This window comes from Bradyrhizobium sp. CB82 (assembly GCF_029714405.1).
GTDB lineage: Bacteria > Pseudomonadota > Alphaproteobacteria > Rhizobiales > Xanthobacteraceae > Bradyrhizobium.
On record NZ_CP121650.1, the window covers coordinates 2394195 to 2410393 of the forward strand.

A 16199-nucleotide genomic window follows, 5' to 3' on the forward strand; every position below is an offset into this window, starting at 1 on the left:
ACATGCCCCAAAACATCACCCGCGGCATCAAGGCGCTGCTCGACGAGGCCAATGCCGAGATCGAGACGTTGTCCGCAAAGGACGCCATCGAGATCTCCAGGAATGGCGAGGTCGTCATCGTCGATATCCGCGATCCCCGCGAGATCGAGCGTGACGGCCGTATTCCCGGCGCGTTTGCCTGTACCCGCGGCATGCTGGAATTCTGGATCGATCCGCAGAGCCCTTATGCGAAGCCGATCTTCCAGGAGGACAAGAAGTTCGTCTTCCATTGCGCAGGAGGCCTTCGCTCCGCGCTGGCCGCCAAGACCGCGCAGGACATGGGCCTCAAGCCCGTCGCCCACATCGCCGGCGGCTATGCCGCCTGGCGTGACGCCGGTGGCCCGGTGGAAAAGTGGGAGCCAAAGAAGAAGGGGTGAGGGTGCTTCGCTGTCGCTCCAGTCTCCGGCGTCATTCCCCGCGACCCGGCTACGCCAAGGCTTCGCCGAGGTTTCGGCCTTGGGCGCGCCGAAGCTTTAGTGTAGGCGGCAAGCGGGGAATCCAGTACGCCGCGGCCCCTCCGCTCAATCACAAACCGCCTCTGGATACTGGATCGCCCGGTCAAGCCGGGCGATGACAGCGGAGTTTGACGCGCACTGCTTCAACCTCGCTCGTGCTTTGCACGGAATAGTCAAATGGAGACTGCCTAGATGACTACCACCACCGATCCCCTCGTCTCCACCGAATGGCTCGCCGCCCACATCGGCGACGCCGACGTGAAGGTGCTCGACGCCACTTTCAAGCTGCCGGGCGTGCTGCCGCTGCCGAAGGACGACTACCTCGCCGCGCATCTGCCGGGCGCGGTGTTCTTCGATGTCGACGCGGTGTCCGACCATTCCAACCCGTTGCCGCACATGTTCCCGAGCGCCGAGCAATTCGGCCGTGACGTCGGCAGTCTCGGCATCAGCAATGCCGATACCGTCGTGATCTACGATGCCGGCGGCTGGGTCGCGGCACCGCGGGCGTGGTGGATGTTCTTGTCCTATGGCCACAGCAATGTGCGCATCCTCAATGGCGGCCTGAAGAAGTGGCGCACGGAGGGACGTCCCGTCGAAAGCGGCGAGAGCAAGCCGAAGGCCCAGACCTTCAGAGCGAGCTACGACCCGAAACGCGTGCGCAGCATGGCGCAGTTGATCGCCAACGTCGAAAGCCGCGCTGAACAGGTGATCGATGCGCGTCCGGTGGATCGCTTCGAGGGCCGCGCCGCGGAGCCGCGGGCGGGTATCCGCTCCGGCCACATCCCCGGCGCCCGCAACGTGCCCTATGCCCAATTGTTCGATGCCGCGACCGGCGAAATGAAGCCGCTCGCCGATCTCAAGCAGGCCTTCACCGGCGCCGGCGTCAAGCTCGACGCACCGATCGTGACGAGCTGCGGGTCCGGCGTCTCCGCCGGCGTGCTGACGCTCGCGCTGTACCGCCTCGGGATCGCCGATACCGCGCTCTACGACGGTTCATGGTCGGAATGGGGCCAGGAAGGCGGCCCGGCGATCGCGACCGGGCCGGCCTGAACTCAGCGGGCGCGGTTGGCGGCGCCGCGGGTCTTCGCCGCGTAGGCCGGCTGCTGGTACTGCTGCAGCGGCTGCGTGGCGAAGGGATTGAATGTCTGCTGCATCTGCGCTGGCGGCGGTGGCGGCCGGCGTACGATCTGGTGTCGCTTCTTGGCACGATGGGCTCGCTGCTTGGTGGCCTGCTTGTCGGACGTATCGCTCGCGGCCTTGGCTTTCGCCGGCGGGTCCTGCGGGACGGCCGTCGCGGGAGCAGCGAGCGCTGCAACCTCTGTGGTCGCCTCTGACGGCGCGGTTGTGCTGGCAGCGTCGGCCGGTTGCTGTTCGGGCGAGGCGACCGGCGTCGGCACCGCCTCGCCGTTAGCGGGCATGGTCTCGCCGGCCGAAGCTGTGGTTTCGACCGATGCGGATTGCGGCGCCGGCGCCTCGGCCGTCGGAGAGGGAGCTTCAGTAGCGGCCGGTTCGCCCACCGGCGCAACCGGCTCACTGCTCACCTCCGATGTCAGCACGGCGACCTGTTCAGGTCCGCTTTCGGGCAGGCCGACGGTCGCGACCGCGTCCCGGACCGACGTTGAGGGCGGCAGCACCTCGGCGCGGAACGCGGCGAGCACCGGCTGCACCGGTTCGCTTGCCTGCGCGAATACCTGCTCCTGAGGGCCGTTTCGCCAGGACGGATTGCTGACGAATTGCTCGTGCGTCGCCCGCAGCAGCGCGGCGGCCCCTAAGCCGAACACCAGGATGGAGGTTGACAACACGATCGCGGCAAACAGGAAGCGAAAGCCGGGAAGCATCGAAGGGCAATTTCCGCCTTGGCAGGTTGGTGCCGAGGCCCTTGAGCCATCTGAACGCGGTGACGGTACTGACTTGCCACGTTCGCCGCGCGGGAAACAGATCAAAGCGGAGGGCGAATCAGGCTGAATCGAGAATACCCGAACACTCCTGAGCCGTTCCGTAAAAAACGGGGCCGAGAGTCCGGCGACTTACGGGCCTGCGCGATTTCCGCCCCGTGATGCACCAGAGCAACGGTGTGCCGCAGATCACAAATCGCCAAATCAGGTCCAAATCGGCCTGTTTTGTCTTGAATGCGCCGCGATCTTCGTCCATGTGCCGTTAACGGTCCGGTCGGGCCTGGGGACTAAACTAGGGCGATGATGATCAAACATTTTCTGACGATTTGCGCTGCCGCAACAGCCGCTGCGGCGGGAACCTCGCTCGTGCAGGCTCAGCAGGGCTACCCGGTCCAGCAGGCCCCGGTCTATCAGCAGGGTCCGGCCGAATATCGTCCCGGCGATCGCGTGCCGAATTTCGACGCGCTCGATGATGACGACGATGCAATGCCGCCGCAACCGCGGAACTCAGCCGCGCTGCCGCCGCCAGGCCCCACCGGTCCAGTGATGTCGCCGGATGATCCCCGCTATGGCCGCCCCGCCGGCGCGCCGCCGGTCTACTCCAACAGCGCTCCACAGGGCCCGGTAACGTCGCCTGACGATCCCCGTTACGGCCGTCCGGCCGGTGCGCCGCCCGTCTATTCCAACAATGCGCCGCAGGGTCCGGTGATGTCGCCGGATGATCCCCGCTATGGCCGCCCCGCCGGGCCGCCGGCGGTGATCTATGCCGACCGTCCCGCCGCGCCGCAGGGCGCTGACGACGGTCTGCGACCGCCGGAAGGCGTCGGTGGATCCGCCGCGACCGGCGCTGTCCAGCAACAGCAGCCTGTCGGTCCGAATGGCCCGCCGATGACCGTCGCAGCGCTGCCGCCCGAGGAGCAGCCGGATGCCGACCCGGTGCAGCTGCCGCCGAACCTGCGCCGCCAAGAAGTCGCCTTCGCCACCAAGGAGCCGGCCGGCACGCTCGTCGTCGATACCCCGAACACCTACCTCTACTACGTGCTCGGCAATGGCCGCGCGATTCGCTACGGCGTCCGCGTCGGCCGCGATGGCTTCACCTGGACCGGCGTGCAAAAGATCACCCGCAAGGCGGAGTGGCCGGATTGGCATCCGCCGACGGAAATGATCGAGCGCCAGCCCTATCTGCCGCGCTTCATGGCCGGTGGTCCCGGCAATCCGCTCGGCGCGCGCGCGATGTATCTCGGCTCGACGGTGTACCGCATCCATGGCACCAACCAGCCCTCGACGATCGGCAAGTTCGTCTCCTCGGGTTGCATCGGCATGCTGAACGAGGACGTCTCCGACCTCTTCGATCGCGTCAAGGTTGGCACCCGCGTCGTCGTGATGCCCGGCGGCCCGCCGCAGGGAACGGCGACCGCATCTGCCGCGCCGCCGCCCGGTGCTGCCGCACCTGCGCCGATGGCCGCCCAGGCCGGCCCGGCCCCGGGCGCGCAGCCGACCGCGGTGCCGCCGCTGCCGGCGCCGGTCACGGTGCGATAAGCGTTTCGAAAGACCTAAGACTGCGAAGGGCGTGCCATCGGCACGCTCTTTTCGTTTCAGGCCAGCCGCTTCGGCGGCTCGCTGCCCGTCGTCCAGGCGTCGATCGCCTCGACCATCTGCCCGTAATGGATGCGCAGCCCGTCTTCGGTGGCGTAGCCGAGGTGCGGCGTCAGCACGACATTGTCGAGCTTGCGGATCGGATGATCGGTCGGCAGCGGCTCGACCGAGAACACGTCGATGCCGGCGCCCGCGATCTTCTTCTGTTGCAGCGCCTCGAGCAGCGCCGCCTCGTCGACGATCGGCCCGCGCGCGGTGTTGACGAGATAGGCGGTCGGCTTCATCCGCGCGAGATCGGCGGCGCCGACCAGCCCCCGCGAGCGCTCGCTCAGCACCACATGGATGGTGATGATGTCCGCCTTCGCAAACAACTCCTCCTTGCTGGCGTAGCCGACGCCGAGCTCCGCGCATCTCTGCGCCGTGAGGTTGGGGCTCCAGGCAATGACATTCATGCCGAACGACTTCGCAATCCCCGCGACCCTGCTGCCGAGCTTGCCGAGCCCGACAACGCCAAGCGTCCGGCCCTCGATCTCGACGCCGGCAAAGGTCTGCCAGGGCTCGCCCGCATGCATGCGCGCGTTCTCGCGGCCGATGCCGCGGGTCAATTCCAGGATCAGGCCCATGGTGAGCCCGGCGGTCGGATCGCGGGAATATTGCGTGCCGCAGATCACGACATTGCACGCTTTCGCCGCCGCCATGTCGATCGCGGCGTTGCGCATCCCGGAGGTCAACAGCAGCTTCAGCTTGGGCAATGCTTCGAAGAGGCTCTTGGGGAACGCCGTGCGCTCGCGCATTGCGCAGATGATCTCGAAATCCCCGAGCGCGCCGCCGGCGGCCTGCTCCGAGGCGAAGGGGTGGTTGAACACGGTGACGTCGATACGGTCGGAGATCCTCGACCAGTCGGCGACGTTGAGGGCGATGTTGAAATAGTCGTCGAGAATTGCACAGCGCAGCCGCGTCATCGGGGAAACCATCCATCCATGGCGAGGGGCGACAGCGCAGGCAGGGGGCGCCATCGACCGAACCTCGCCATGCTTGCGCGCAATCGATAGTGGGCGCAAGCGGCAGGAGGCTTCAATAATCCGGCAGCAGATGAGGCGTCAGAGGTCACGCCGCTTCAGGCGGAACGGGGCATCCATGCCGTGCTTGGCGCGCCAGGCGGGGCCGGGGCCGCGCATGTAGTGCAGTTCCGGGCGGTAGGGGTTGAAGGCCGTGGCGAAGAACCGGACCCAGAAGGTTCGCAGCTCGGCGAAGAGGCTGGAGCGTGCGGCTGCCGCCGGGGCGGAAAGTGAGGTTGTTTCAATCATAGCCATGGCTTGGCCTCGCTGTTCTCCCCGCCGCTTCTGCCGCGGGTGGCGTCTTTTTCGGCGCCGTAGCGAGCTTTCGCCTGCTTTATTAAAAAATGGTTTCAATTGTCCGGATCGGCGGTCCGGATGGTGACCATCCCGTATTCATCCGTGGTGAACGGAGGGAAAACGTTGCCCTTTGGGGGCGGGATCGCTACATCGGCGGCAAGCAAATTTCCTCAAATCGAAGGTTTTACGGGACCGATGGCGCGCCAGTTCGTCTACTTCATGCAAGGCCTGACCAAGAGCTACCCGACCCGCAAGGTGCTCGATAACATCCATTTGAGCTTCTATCCGGACGCCAAGATCGGCGTGCTCGGCGTCAACGGCTCGGGCAAGTCGACGCTGCTCAAGATCATGGCCGGCCTGGACAAGGAATATACCGGCGAGGCCTGGGTCGCCGAGGGCGCCCGCGTCGGCTACCTCGAGCAGGAACCGCAGCTCGATCCAAAGCTCACCGCGCGCGAAAATGTCATGCAGGGCGTCGCCAAGCAGAAGGCAATCCTCGATCGCTACAACGAGCTGGCGATGAATTACTCGGACGAAACCGCCGATGAGATGACCAAGCTGCAGGACGAGATCGAGGCCCAGGGCCTCTGGGATCTCGACAGCAAGGTCGACCAGGCCATGGACGCGTTGCGCTGCCCGCCCGACGACGCCGACGTCACCAAACTCTCTGGCGGTGAGCGCCGCCGCGTCGCCCTCTGCCGGCTGCTGCTCGATCAGCCCGAGCTGCTGCTGCTGGACGAACCGACCAACCATCTGGACGCCGAGTCGGTATCGTGGCTCGAAGGTCATCTGCGGCAATATCCCGGCGCGATCCTGATCGTCACCCACGACCGCTACTTCCTCGACAACGTCACGGGCTGGATCCTCGAGCTCGATCGCGGCCGCGGCATCCCCTACGAGGGCAACTATTCGTCCTGGCTGGTGCAGAAGCAGAAGCGGCTCGAGCAGGAAGGCCGCGAGGAGGCCGCGCACCAGAAGACACTGGCCCGCGAGCAGGAGTGGGTCGCGTCCTCGCCGAAGGCGCGTCAGGCAAAATCCAAGGCTCGCTATCAGCGCTATGAAGAGCTGCTCAAGAAGGCGAGCGAGAAGCAGACCCAGACCGCGCAGATCATCATTCCCGTCGCCGAGCGGCTGGGCGCCAACGTGGTCGACTTCGACGGCCTCAGCAAAGGCTTTGGCGATCGCCTCTTGATCGACGATCTCACCTTCAAGCTGCCGCCCGGCGGCATTGTCGGCGTGATCGGCGCGAACGGCGCCGGCAAGACCACGCTATTCAAGATGATCACCAAGCAGGAAACGCCAGACAACGGCACCATCACGGTCGGGGAGACCGTGCATCTCGGCTATGTCGACCAGTCGCGCGATGCGCTCGACGGCAACAAGACCGTGTGGGAGGAAATTTCCGGCGGCAACGAGTTGATCCTGCTCGGCAAGAAGGAAGTGAACTCGCGCGGCTATTGCTCGGCGTTCAATTTCAAGGGCGCCGACCAGCAGAAGAAGGTCGGCGCGCTGTCGGGCGGTGAACGCAACCGCGTGCATCTCGCCAAGATGCTCAAGTCCGGCGCCAACGTGCTGCTGCTCGACGAGCCGACCAACGACCTCGACGTCGACACGCTGCGCGCGCTCGAAGAGGCGCTGGAGGATTTTGCCGGCTGCGCCGTCATCATCAGCCACGATCGCTGGTTCCTCGACCGCATCGCGACCCACATCCTCGCCTTCGAAGGCGACAGCCATGTCGAATGGTTTGAAGGCAACTTCCAGGATTACGAGAAGGACAAGATGCGCCGCCTCGGCCAGGACAGCATCATTCCGCACCGCGTGAAGTACAAGAAGTTGACGCGGTGATTTCAGCATGAGGCGGCGGACGCTCATTGCTGCGGTGATCGTCATCACCTGCTGCTGGTCGTCCGCCCACGCCGCCGACGCCGCCTTCACCCAGTTCATCGCTTCGCTCTGGCCCGAGGCGCAGGCCGCCGGCGTGTCGCGCGCGACGTTTGAGCGCGAGACTGCGGGGCTCGAGCCGGATTACAAGCTGCCTGATCTGATCCTGCCGGGACGGCCCGCCACCGGCGCGCCGTCGCAGGCCGAGTTCGTGCAGGTGCCGGCCGATTACATCAAGGAAGCCTCGATCTCGCGACTCGCGGGCGAGGGGCAGCGGCTCCTGCAAAAGTATCGAGCGGCTCTCATCGAGATCGAGAAGAACTCCGGCGTTCCTGCCACCGTCATGCTCGCGATCTGGGGCCGCGAGACCGACTACGGCCATTACACGCTGCCTTATGACCTCGTGCGCGTGCTCGCGACGCAGGCCTATGTCGGCCGGCGCAAGGACACCTACCGCAACGAGTTCATCCTCGCGCTGAAGATCCTCGGCGAAGGCGTGGTGACGCGCAAGGACATGACGTCGTCCTGGGCCGGCGCCACCGGCCTCACGCAGTTCCTGCCGTCGGAATACTACAAGCATGGGGTCGATTTCGACGGCGACGGCCGCATCGACATCTGGCATTCGGTGCCGGACGCGCTGGCCTCTGCCGCGCAGCAACTCGTCAACAAGGGCTGGCAGAGCGGCTTGCGCTGGGCCTACGAGGTGCAGGCGCCGGCCAAGGTCGATTGCACGAGCGGTGTGCCGGAGGTGACGAAGCCGATCGGCCAGTGGCTGCGCGAAGGCTTCGTGCCGGTGCGCGGGCAGAAGCTGAGTGCGGCTGAACTGGCGCAGCCGGCGTCGCTGCTCCAGCCCGAAGGCATTTACGGCCCCTCTTTCCTGACAACCAAAAACTACTTCGTCATCAAGGAATACAATTTCTCCGACCTCTACGTGCTGTTCGTCGGCCATCTCAGCGATCGCATGACGAGCCCGCTGCCTTTTGCGACACCCTGGTCGGCCTCGAAGCAGTTGCGCACCAAGGACGTCGAGGCGATGCAGCGCGGCCTGACGCGGATCGGGCTCTACAAGGACAAGGTCGACGGCAAGGCCGGCATGCTGACTCGCGCGGCGCTTGGCGCCTATCAGAAGTCGGCAGGACTGAAGGTCGATTGCTGGCCGAGCGAAGAGGTGCTGCGTTCGATCGAGGCGTCGAAGTAAGCAAGCGAACCCGCCCACAAAGAAAAAGCCCGGCCGATGGTCTCGGCCGGGCTTCGATCGCGGCGCGAGGTGCGCCGGTTGATCAGTCGATCAGATCAGTAGCAGACGCGGACCGGGCGTATGACCCAGCCGTAGCCGTCCCAGTAACGCTGGCGCTGCCAGTAGCAGGGCGCGGGCGGCGGAGGCTCGGCCACGTAGACCGGTCCGCCATAGACCGGACGGCTCGACGCAATGGCGCCGCCGACGATCGCACCGCCGATCAGGCCGGCGGCGATGCCTGCGCCGACGCCGTCATTGGCCTTGGCGGGTGGCGTGGCGGTCACCAGCGAACCGGCGACCGTCGCAACCGAGAGGGCGGCAACTAAAGTCTTCTTCATGCTCAGAGCTCTCCTGGGAGATGGCGCTTGCGAAGAAGCGCCGGGGTTCAAAGGTTCACGCACACTCTTTAGGAATTGGCCGTCCTGCTAGGAAGCGCGGAAATGATCAATCCACGGTAAACGCGTGCGAAGCTGTGACGAGAAAAAGCGGTCTTTTTCGGGCTTTCGGCTGAACGGGAACCGAAACAAACCGGCCGCTTCGGCACGAACTAGGTAATTGCGCTGGTTAGCCGCAGACGCGCACGCGGCGCACGCGCCAGGCATAGCCGTCCCAGAAGCGCTGCCGCTGCCAGACGCAGCCGCCGTAATAGTCGTCAGCGGCATAGCCCGGGCCGTAGTAGCTGGGCGGGTAGTAGGCGGGGCCGTAGTAGCCGGGGCCAGGTCCGTAATAATACGGGGATGCCAGGGCGCCGCCGACGATGGCGCCTCCGATGATGCCGGCGGCGACACCCGCGGCGACACCGCGCTGCGCATGGGCCGGCGCGGGCGCCAGCGCCGAGGCGGCCAGGGTTGCGGCGGCAGCGAATGCCAGGAGCGATTTCTTCATGATTTGACCTTTTGACACAAATCGGACGCGGACGTCGTTCCGCGCCCAAGGTTCCACATCCTGCTTGAATGATCAATGAACGGACGGCCTGCGCAGGGCGACGAATGCGTGCGGGAGGCGGCTCCCGCGAGGCAAACAACCCGAGCAGCAAGCCATGAGCAGTTTGATGATGAGCGCCCTGATCGCCATTGGGGCCACCTCGGTCATCTGTTTCGCCCTGATCGCCCATGTGCAGAACGGCGGCCGGCGGCGCTCGCGTGCGGGTGCTGGTGCCGATGGCGGCGACGGCTATTCCGGAACCGGTGATGGCTTCTCGCTGGGAAACTGGTTTTTCAGTGACAATTCGTCGGTCGATGGTTCCGGAAATCCGGCCGACAGCGGCTCCTGCAGCTTCAGCAGTGCGGTGGTGGCGATTGCGGCGGGGGCGGGGACGGCGGCGGCGGAGGCGGCGACTAGGCCTGCATTCGGTTGCAACGTTGATTCAGCGCAAGACGTTTTTTAGAGCCGTTCTAGGCTCAATCGCGGCTCAGTTTGGAATAGCTTGAAATACCGGTTTTTCCTTTTGCATCCGGCCGAGCCCTTAAATATCGATGTTGGCGCATCACCGAAGGGCCTGCCGCTTTCAATGATCGTTTGTTCCTGTAACGTGCTGAGCGATGACGACATCCGCGCCGCCGTCGCCGATTCCGACGACGCTGTGCGTCATGCCAAGCAGGTCTATGGTTGCCTCGGTTGTAGCGCCGAATGCGGGCGCTGTGCGCGCACCATCAAGACCATCATCGATGAAGCTCTTGGCCCGTGCGCCAAGTCCTGTTGCGCCGGCTGCCCGCACAGCCACCAGGTCGCCGCCAACGACGAAATCGTCGAGCCCGCCGAGTTCGCTCTCGCGGCCTGCTGACATCTTTTTCGATCGGCTGAGCTTATCCCCGGGCGCGACCCCGCAGCAGGTTGCCCTCGTTCCAAACTTGTTTTAGAAGCGTTCTAAATTCGGTTTATTACCGATGAGGCCGCAAGAGCTGGAGTGAATCATGCAGGGCGACGCGAAAGTTATCGAGTATCTCAACAAGGCACTCCGTCACGAGCTCACCGCGATCAATCAATACTGGCTGCACTACCGCTTCCTCGACAATTGGGGCCTGCGCGACATGGCCAAGGTCTGGCGCAAGGAATCCATCGAGGAGATGGAGCACGCCGACAAGCTCACCGAGCGTATCCTGTTCTTCGACGGCTTCCCGAACATGCAGGTGCTCGATCCCCTGCGCATCGGCCAGAACGTCAAGGAGATCATCGACTGCGATCTTGCCGCCGAAATGAGCGCGCGCGCGCTCTACCAGGAGGCGGCCACCTACTGCCACAGCGTGAAGGACTATGTCACGCGCGACCTGTTCGAGAAGCTGATGAGCGACGAGGAGCATCACATCGACTTCCTCGAGACCCAGCTCGACCTGATCGGCCGCATCGGTCTCGAGCTCTACACCCAGAAGCATGTCGGCGGACTCGAGGGCGAGGGGCATTAAGTACTGAGGCCGCCACACACTGCATTGTCGTCCAGGGCTCGTGGCCAGGACCGCCGCCGCGCGGCGAGGCGTCGACGCTGCCGTCCGTGCCCGACATCGCCAGCACGCAGAACGGCGACTCTCGATGAACTTCCTGGTGTGCACGTCGATCTCGGGACGTGCTTTCGCGATCACGCGCGGGCTCGGCTTGGTCGCGCAAGCGGAATATTTTCGTCGGCCGTCGAACGAGCTGTCGGCTCATTCCTGCTTGAGCAAACCAAGTGCGTACCGATTCCGGTCGGGGTCTTCACGTGCGCTTCGTCTCACGCCAAAAGGACGCGCCTTTTTCGAACGGCTCGGCGTCCCAATTCCGTTCTGACACGCGGCGTCGGGGATGCCGGCGGCGGATGACGCCCGCGGATCCGGCATGTAGCATCGGGCAGACGCCGATCGTCCTTGAACGGGAATGCCTTTCAGGAGGAACTCATGTGCCGCAACATCAAGACGCTGTTCAACTTCGAGCCGCCGGCGACGGAGGACGAGATTCACGCTAGCGCGCTGCAATTCGTGCGAAAACTGTCCGGCTTCAACAAGCCGTCGCAGGCCAATGAGGCGGCGTTCGATCGCGCGGTGACGGAGGTGTCGGAGGCGGCGCGGCGGCTTCTGACCTCGCTGCACACCCATGCGCCAACGCGTGATCGCGCGGTGGAGGCCGAGAAGGCGAAGGAGCGCTCACGGTTGCGCTTCGGTTAAGGGCTTTGCGTGATCTGGCTCACGGTCCCACGCTGTGTGAGGCGCGATGATGATCGCCGGGGTTTTCGAGCGAACCCGGAGCACGACCATGAGCCGCCCCCTGATCTCCCTGAAAGCCGGAGCCGTCGTCTTCACGGTGCTGTGGACCACCTGGATGATGTGGTGGAGCGGTTCCTACAGCAGCGCGAACCTCGTCATCCTGGCGATCTGCGGCGCGGTGGTCGGCTATGTCTGGTACCGCGCCATGCGCTGGCAGTTCGAGCGCATGGGGATGCTGCCGCACAAGGATGATCCTTTGCGGTAGGCGGGCCGCGCCTACTTGTCCTTGTGATCGCGCTTCTTCTTTTTCTTCTTTTTCCTGTGGTTGTCCTCGTCCGTCTCCTCGCTCGCGTCGTCAGCGAAGATATCGGCATCGCCGTCGTCCTGGACGGCAGTTTCCAGCACCTCGCGCTCGGCGGCTTCACGCTCGCGCTGGCGTCGCCGCTCATCCCACGCATCGAAAAGCCGCTCCAGCCATGGCAGCACCTGCTCGATCGAGGGCAACTGACCGGCCGGCCCGGCCTCGCCGCGCGGGCCTTGCGGACCGACCGGTCCCTGCGGTCCGGCCGCCCCTTGCGCACCGGCAGGTCCGCGCGGACCGGCCTCGCCCAGCTTGCCCTGCGCACCGGGTTTGCCCTGCGGTCCGACCTTCCCGACCGGTCCTGGCTTGCCCTGCGGCCCGGGCTTGCCGCGTGTGCCGTCAGGGCCACGCCGTCCGGGATGTCCCTGCGGGCCCGGCCGTCCCGGCTCGCCCTGCCGCCCACGCGGACCCGGAGGTCCCTGACGTCTTTGATCGTCTGCCACGCCGCTGCTCCTGATCCAGAAGCCCGTTAATTAGCGGCGTTTCACGACAGCAGCAATTGCGCGGGGCCGGTCCGACGAGTCCGATTAACATCAAACACGAGGGACGCCGACGTGCCACGCGTTAATCCTGATATGCCGGCACGTCGATGCCTTCGGCCGCGTAGATCCGGATCTTGTTGCGCAGCGTGCGCACGGAGAGGCCGAGCACGCGCGCGGCACGCGTGCGGTTGCCGTCGCAGCGGGCGAGCGTCTGCAGCACAAGCTCGCGCTCGACCTCGCCGACGGTCGCACCGATCAGGAGCGGTACGATTTCATTGGGAGCAAGAAATTGCGCGCCCTGCGGCGACGCGACATGAACAGTGGTCATCAATACACCTCCCGACCAACGCCCGTTTCCATCGTTGGAAGCGGATCGAGAACAAACAAGCCAAAAGTACGTAGTTCTACGGTGACCGGGTTTGGTTAATGAATGGTTAACAGCGGCCGAATGCACCAAGATGACCTTTGGATAGCCGCAAAGCGGCCGCGATTGGCAGAAGCTGCGCAGCGTTCTGTGCCACGATCACACCGTCCTGCAGCCGCCATCCATCATCACGATTGTGCCGGCGACGTAGGCCGACAGATCCGATGCCAGGAAGTTCGCAGGTCCGACGATATCCGCGGGCTTGCCGGTGCGTCCGAGCGGGGTGTGCCTGAGGAACGTCTGCACCAGCGAGGGAGCCGGATTCATGTCGAAGTTTCGCGAAAGGCTAACCCGAAATTAAGACGTCGGAAACGCCGCGCTTGGCATACTCGCTTTCGTTGCTAGATGTTGCGCGCATGATGGACCGGATTGAATCCTGGAAGCTGGCCCTCGAACGCTTGCGGACCGCCCACACCGTCGACTGGGACGAGGCCGGCCGGCTTGCGGCCGAGATCGCACGTGTAAGCACCGACACGACGCTGCGCCAGGCCGCAGAGCAGGCGATTCCGATCCTGCGTCAGGCCGCCCATGACGGCGAAGCCCACGACATCACGGTCGCGGCGCAGCGCCGCCTCGGTGTCGTGCTCGAGGTGATCCACGGCCTGACCGCGCCGCGCTTCGGCCGCCGCAACGCGCCGCCGAAGAAGCTGACCAGCGAAGAACGTGCGCGCCGCACGCTCGGCCTGCCGCTCGCGGTGCAGCTCACGTGCGACGACATCCATCAGGCCTATCGCCGGCTCGCCAAGACCATGCATCCCGACCGCGGCGGCAGCGAGCAGGCCTTCCTCGACCTCGCCGCCGCGCGGGACGTCTTGATCCATCCCGGTGCGCACAAGGACGCATGAGGCTCCAGCTCCTGTTCACACAGACGTAGCGCGGAAGGATTGCGGCGCCTCCGCCTGCGCCGGCGCCACGAGCCCTGGAAGCGACAGACCGAGAACCGCAGCCCTCGTCATTGCAATGCGCATCGAACTGTCCCTGTCAAAAACGCGAATGGGCAAGGACGCGGCTCGCGCCCTTGCCCGGCTTCCCAAAGAATCCGCAGATCGACGAAAGCCTAGAGGGTGCAGTGACCCCTCTTCAGCGCATGCTCCTTCAGGGCGAGCGCGTCGACGAAGGTTGGCACGGAGTGGCTGACGCGATGAAAGTCGGACGGCCACGGTGTGGTCGGAATGCCCTCGTCCCAGATCTGACAGACCCCGGTGTTCTGCCAGCGGATCAGGTGATAGCCGGCCTCAGCGGGGCTGGTCGCGACGAAGGCGGCAGCAGCAACGCCGACAGCGGCACAGAGCATGAAAAAACGACGCATGGATAGCTCCTCAAATGAAAGATGTGATGCTCCTCCCGACAATGTCCGGGGAGGTGGTGCGGGCCGTTGGAGGATGTGGCCCGGACAACTGGTGAGTAGTTCCCTGGGCGCAACAGGTTCAAAGCCGGGTCGCAGGAACGCAGGAAATGTGGCTGGAAATGAGGGTCAACGAGGCCGTCAACGAAAAGGCGGATGACGCTCTCGCGCATCCGCCCCTTGAGATCGATGATCTCTGCTTTCCGCTTACAGCGTGCAGCGGCGCTCGGCCCGCAGCTTGAGCTGCACGTCATTGGCGGCCGTGAACGTCGGGAATGACTTGCTGACCACCTTGTAGGTCGACGGCCATTCCGTCGGCTTGTAACGGAGGTCCTCGTTCCAGATCTGGCAGATGCCGGTGTTGTCCCAGCGGATCACATAATAGCCGACCTTGGCGGACGCCGGCACGGCAAAGACCGACGAGGCAATGCCGGCGACGGCACAAACAGAGAGAACGCGACGCATTGAATATCCCCTTTTGACGCGTGAAAGTCCGCAAAAACTCGTGCGGCAAAAGCGGGCTCGTTGCAAGCCGATGCCGCCGTCGTTCACGCATATGTCAGTTGCGGGGAAGTAACGACGCGGTTCTTTCGGGGGCGTTCCGGAGAAAGCAAGGACGACAATGAGAACGCGCCTTCGTTCGCGCGCAGGCCGTGCCTCACTTCGCCAGCGACGCGACTGCCTCGATCTCGATCAGCATTCTCGGGTCGGGCAGCGCATGCACCACGCAAGTGGTGCGTGCCGGATAGGGCGGCGGACCGAACGCGCCGGCATAGAGCGCGTTCATCGGCGCGACGTCGGAGGCGCGTGTCAGCAGCACGTTGACCTTGGCGAGATCATGCGTGGTCGCGCCCGCTTCCGTCAGCACCCGCTTGATGTTGATGACGACGTTGGCGAACTGCGCCTCGAAGCCCTCGGGCAAGGCACCATGGGCATCGAAGCCGGGAATCCCCGAGATGAACAGCAAGTCGCCGACGCGGGTGGCGAAGGACAGCGGCGGCGCCTTGACGTGCGGCGGCGGTGCAAAATGCTGGATCGGCATGGGTCACCTCGGATCATGGACGGTGGCGTCGCCCGTATGAGCGTAGCGACATGCCGGGCCGTTGCAACCGCATTTGCCGCTCCCGATCGCCGGGAAAGACCGCCCCGCAAACCCGGCGCCGGCCCGCGCCGACCAAAAAATCGAAAACAACCCCATGCAAAGGAGTCGATGGGTCGGCTTGTCGTTGCGGATTTTACGAAAATGACTTGACGCGTCGGGCAAATCACCGGCAAAATGTCATCATGGCGCTTCATCCTTCCCCCTGTCCCCGCAGTGGGACGAGGGACGCGCACCCCCCGAACATCTTGCCGCCGCGATCCAGCGGATAGAGTCTCGCGTCCTGATTCGCTTTCCCCTGCCAAACCATGTCCGGAGCCATCCCATGAAGTTCGCATCCACCTTGCGCGCCGCGCTCGTCGCCGTCATCGCCTTCGCCGGTCTTTCCACGGCCGCGCAGGCCGACAGCGGCTTCGTGACGCTGACGATCTACAAGGCGGGCTGGATCATCGGCGGCTCGGGCGGCTCGGGCGTTCTCAACTTCCGCGGCCGCGCCTATCCGCTCTCGACCGGCGGCCTCGACTATGGCCTCGTGTTCGGCGGCTCCAAGACCGTGCTGCGCGGCCGCGTTTCCAACATCTTCCGGCCCTCCGATGTCGCCGGCGTCTACGGCGCCGCCGGTGCCGGCCTGGCCGTGGGGGCCGGCGCTCGCGCCATCGTGCTCACCAACCAGAAGGGCGCCGTGCTGGAATTGTCCGGCACGCAAGTAGGCCTGATGGCGAATGCGGACCTCAGCGGCCTTGCGATCACGATGCGATAGCGGTGCGTAGGGCGGGTTAGCCGAAGCGTGACCCACCTCTTTGCCTTCCGCGCTTCGAGACAAGAGGTGGGTTACGCTTCGGCTAACCCGCCCTACG

The 16199-nt window shown here is 64.9% G+C and carries 23 protein-coding genes; 12 read left to right on the top strand and 11 right to left on the bottom strand.

The features are described from left to right. Positions 1-2 precede the first annotated feature (2 nt). Entirely contained in the window at positions 3-416 is a 414-nt protein-coding gene (locus QA640_RS11550) for a rhodanese-like domain-containing protein (RefSeq protein ID WP_283040757.1), read from the top strand. Positions 417-686: 270 nt separating this feature from the next. Further along, positions 687-1544 carry a 3-mercaptopyruvate sulfurtransferase gene (gene sseA / locus QA640_RS11555; RefSeq protein ID WP_283040758.1) on the top strand — a complete coding sequence of 286 codons (858 nt, stop codon included), beginning with the start codon at positions 687-689 and terminating at the stop codon, positions 1542-1544. Positions 1545-1546: 2 nt separating this feature from the next. Here the strand turns inward: sseA and QA640_RS11560 are convergent, their stop codons facing one another. Continuing rightward, positions 1547-2332 (bottom strand): hypothetical protein, encoded by a 786-nt coding sequence (locus tag QA640_RS11560; protein WP_283040759.1) that lies wholly within the window; start codon positions 2330-2332, stop codon positions 1547-1549. A 360-nt stretch (positions 2333-2692) separates the two neighbouring features. Between QA640_RS11560 and QA640_RS11565 the strand changes: the two genes are divergently transcribed. Continuing rightward, complete coding sequence (locus tag QA640_RS11565; RefSeq protein WP_283042771.1) at positions 2693-3928, top strand: L,D-transpeptidase family protein; 1236 nt, start codon at positions 2693-2695, stop codon at positions 3926-3928. A gap of 56 nt (positions 3929-3984) precedes the next feature. Here QA640_RS11565 and QA640_RS11570 read toward each other — a convergent pair whose 3' ends face one another. Continuing rightward, complete coding sequence (locus QA640_RS11570) at positions 3985-4947, bottom strand: D-2-hydroxyacid dehydrogenase family protein (RefSeq protein ID WP_283040760.1); 963 nt, start codon at positions 4945-4947, stop codon at positions 3985-3987. 138 nt (positions 4948-5085) lie between these two features. Beyond that, the gene (locus QA640_RS11575; RefSeq protein WP_283040761.1) at positions 5086-5298 is read right to left on the bottom strand and encodes a hypothetical protein; all 213 of its coding nucleotides are present in this window, start codon (positions 5296-5298) and stop codon (positions 5086-5088) included. A 237-nt stretch (positions 5299-5535) separates the two neighbouring features. Here QA640_RS11575 and ettA point away from each other — a divergent pair, with 237 nt between their 5' ends. Continuing rightward, the gene (gene ettA, locus QA640_RS11580; RefSeq protein WP_283040762.1) at positions 5536-7185 is read left to right on the top strand and encodes an energy-dependent translational throttle protein EttA; all 1650 of its coding nucleotides are present in this window, start codon (positions 5536-5538) and stop codon (positions 7183-7185) included. 7 nt (positions 7186-7192) lie between these two features. Further along, entirely contained in the window at positions 7193-8419 is a 1227-nt protein-coding gene (locus tag QA640_RS11585; protein WP_283040763.1) for a lytic murein transglycosylase, read from the top strand. Positions 8420-8514: 95 nt separating this feature from the next. Here the strand turns inward: QA640_RS11585 and QA640_RS11590 are convergent, their stop codons facing one another. Both QA640_RS11590 and QA640_RS11595 read right to left on the bottom strand, forming a co-directional pair. Further along, a complete protein-coding gene (locus QA640_RS11590) occupies positions 8515-8796 on the bottom strand; it encodes a hypothetical protein (protein ID WP_283040764.1) in 282 nt (93 codons plus the stop codon). A 226-nt stretch (positions 8797-9022) separates the two neighbouring features. Beyond that, a complete protein-coding gene (locus QA640_RS11595) occupies positions 9023-9343 on the bottom strand; it encodes a hypothetical protein (RefSeq protein WP_283040765.1) in 321 nt (106 codons plus the stop codon). A 154-nt stretch (positions 9344-9497) separates the two neighbouring features. Between QA640_RS11595 and QA640_RS11600 the strand changes: the two genes are divergently transcribed. From QA640_RS11600 to QA640_RS11620, 5 genes are all read left to right on the top strand, one after another. Then, entirely contained in the window at positions 9498-9845 is a 348-nt protein-coding gene (locus QA640_RS11600; protein ID WP_349253712.1) for a hypothetical protein, read from the top strand. A gap of 123 nt (positions 9846-9968) precedes the next feature. After that, entirely contained in the window at positions 9969-10241 is a 273-nt protein-coding gene (locus tag QA640_RS11605; RefSeq protein ID WP_283040766.1) for a (2Fe-2S)-binding protein, read from the top strand. Positions 10242-10371: 130 nt separating this feature from the next. Then, positions 10372-10860 (top strand): bacterioferritin, encoded by a 489-nt coding sequence (bfr, locus tag QA640_RS11610; RefSeq protein WP_279659570.1) that lies wholly within the window; start codon positions 10372-10374, stop codon positions 10858-10860. Between the two features lie 465 nt (positions 10861-11325). Continuing rightward, a complete protein-coding gene (locus QA640_RS11615; RefSeq protein ID WP_283040767.1) occupies positions 11326-11592 on the top strand; it encodes a DUF2277 domain-containing protein in 267 nt (88 codons plus the stop codon). An 88-nt stretch (positions 11593-11680) separates the two neighbouring features. Further along, positions 11681-11896: a hypothetical protein gene (locus QA640_RS11620; protein WP_283040768.1), complete on the top strand. Its 216-nt coding sequence runs from the start codon at positions 11681-11683 to the stop codon at positions 11894-11896. An 11-nt stretch (positions 11897-11907) separates the two neighbouring features. On the opposite strand, the gene QA640_RS11625 is transcribed toward QA640_RS11620, so the two are convergent. The 3 genes from QA640_RS11625 to QA640_RS11635 all read right to left on the bottom strand — a co-directional run bounded on the left by QA640_RS11625 (position 11908) and on the right by QA640_RS11635 (position 13165). Next, a complete protein-coding gene (locus QA640_RS11625; protein WP_283040769.1) occupies positions 11908-12435 on the bottom strand; it encodes a collagen-like protein in 528 nt (175 codons plus the stop codon). A gap of 121 nt (positions 12436-12556) precedes the next feature. Beyond that, positions 12557-12802, bottom strand: a complete 246-nt coding sequence (locus QA640_RS11630; protein WP_283040770.1) for a helix-turn-helix domain-containing protein — start codon at positions 12800-12802, stop codon at positions 12557-12559. A 195-nt stretch (positions 12803-12997) separates the two neighbouring features. Continuing rightward, positions 12998-13165, bottom strand: a complete 168-nt coding sequence (locus QA640_RS11635; RefSeq protein WP_283040771.1) for an SDR family oxidoreductase — start codon at positions 13163-13165, stop codon at positions 12998-13000. Between the two features lie 89 nt (positions 13166-13254). Between QA640_RS11635 and QA640_RS11640 the strand changes: the two genes are divergently transcribed. Next, positions 13255-13743 carry a J domain-containing protein gene (locus QA640_RS11640; protein ID WP_283040772.1) on the top strand — a complete coding sequence of 163 codons (489 nt, stop codon included), beginning with the start codon at positions 13255-13257 and terminating at the stop codon, positions 13741-13743. 212 nt (positions 13744-13955) lie between these two features. Here the strand turns inward: QA640_RS11640 and QA640_RS11645 are convergent, their stop codons facing one another. From QA640_RS11645 to QA640_RS11655, 3 genes are all read right to left on the bottom strand, one after another. Then, positions 13956-14207 carry a hypothetical protein gene (locus QA640_RS11645; protein WP_283040773.1) on the bottom strand — a complete coding sequence of 84 codons (252 nt, stop codon included), beginning with the start codon at positions 14205-14207 and terminating at the stop codon, positions 13956-13958. A 243-nt stretch (positions 14208-14450) separates the two neighbouring features. Further along, positions 14451-14708 carry a hypothetical protein gene (locus QA640_RS11650; protein WP_283040774.1) on the bottom strand — a complete coding sequence of 86 codons (258 nt, stop codon included), beginning with the start codon at positions 14706-14708 and terminating at the stop codon, positions 14451-14453. Between the two features lie 193 nt (positions 14709-14901). After that, positions 14902-15285 (bottom strand): RidA family protein, encoded by a 384-nt coding sequence (locus QA640_RS11655; RefSeq protein ID WP_283040775.1) that lies wholly within the window; start codon positions 15283-15285, stop codon positions 14902-14904. A 382-nt stretch (positions 15286-15667) separates the two neighbouring features. On the opposite strand from QA640_RS11655, the gene QA640_RS11660 reads away from it, so the two are divergent. Next, positions 15668-16102 (top strand): hypothetical protein, encoded by a 435-nt coding sequence (locus tag QA640_RS11660; protein WP_283040776.1) that lies wholly within the window; start codon positions 15668-15670, stop codon positions 16100-16102. Positions 16103-16199 lie beyond the last annotated feature (97 nt).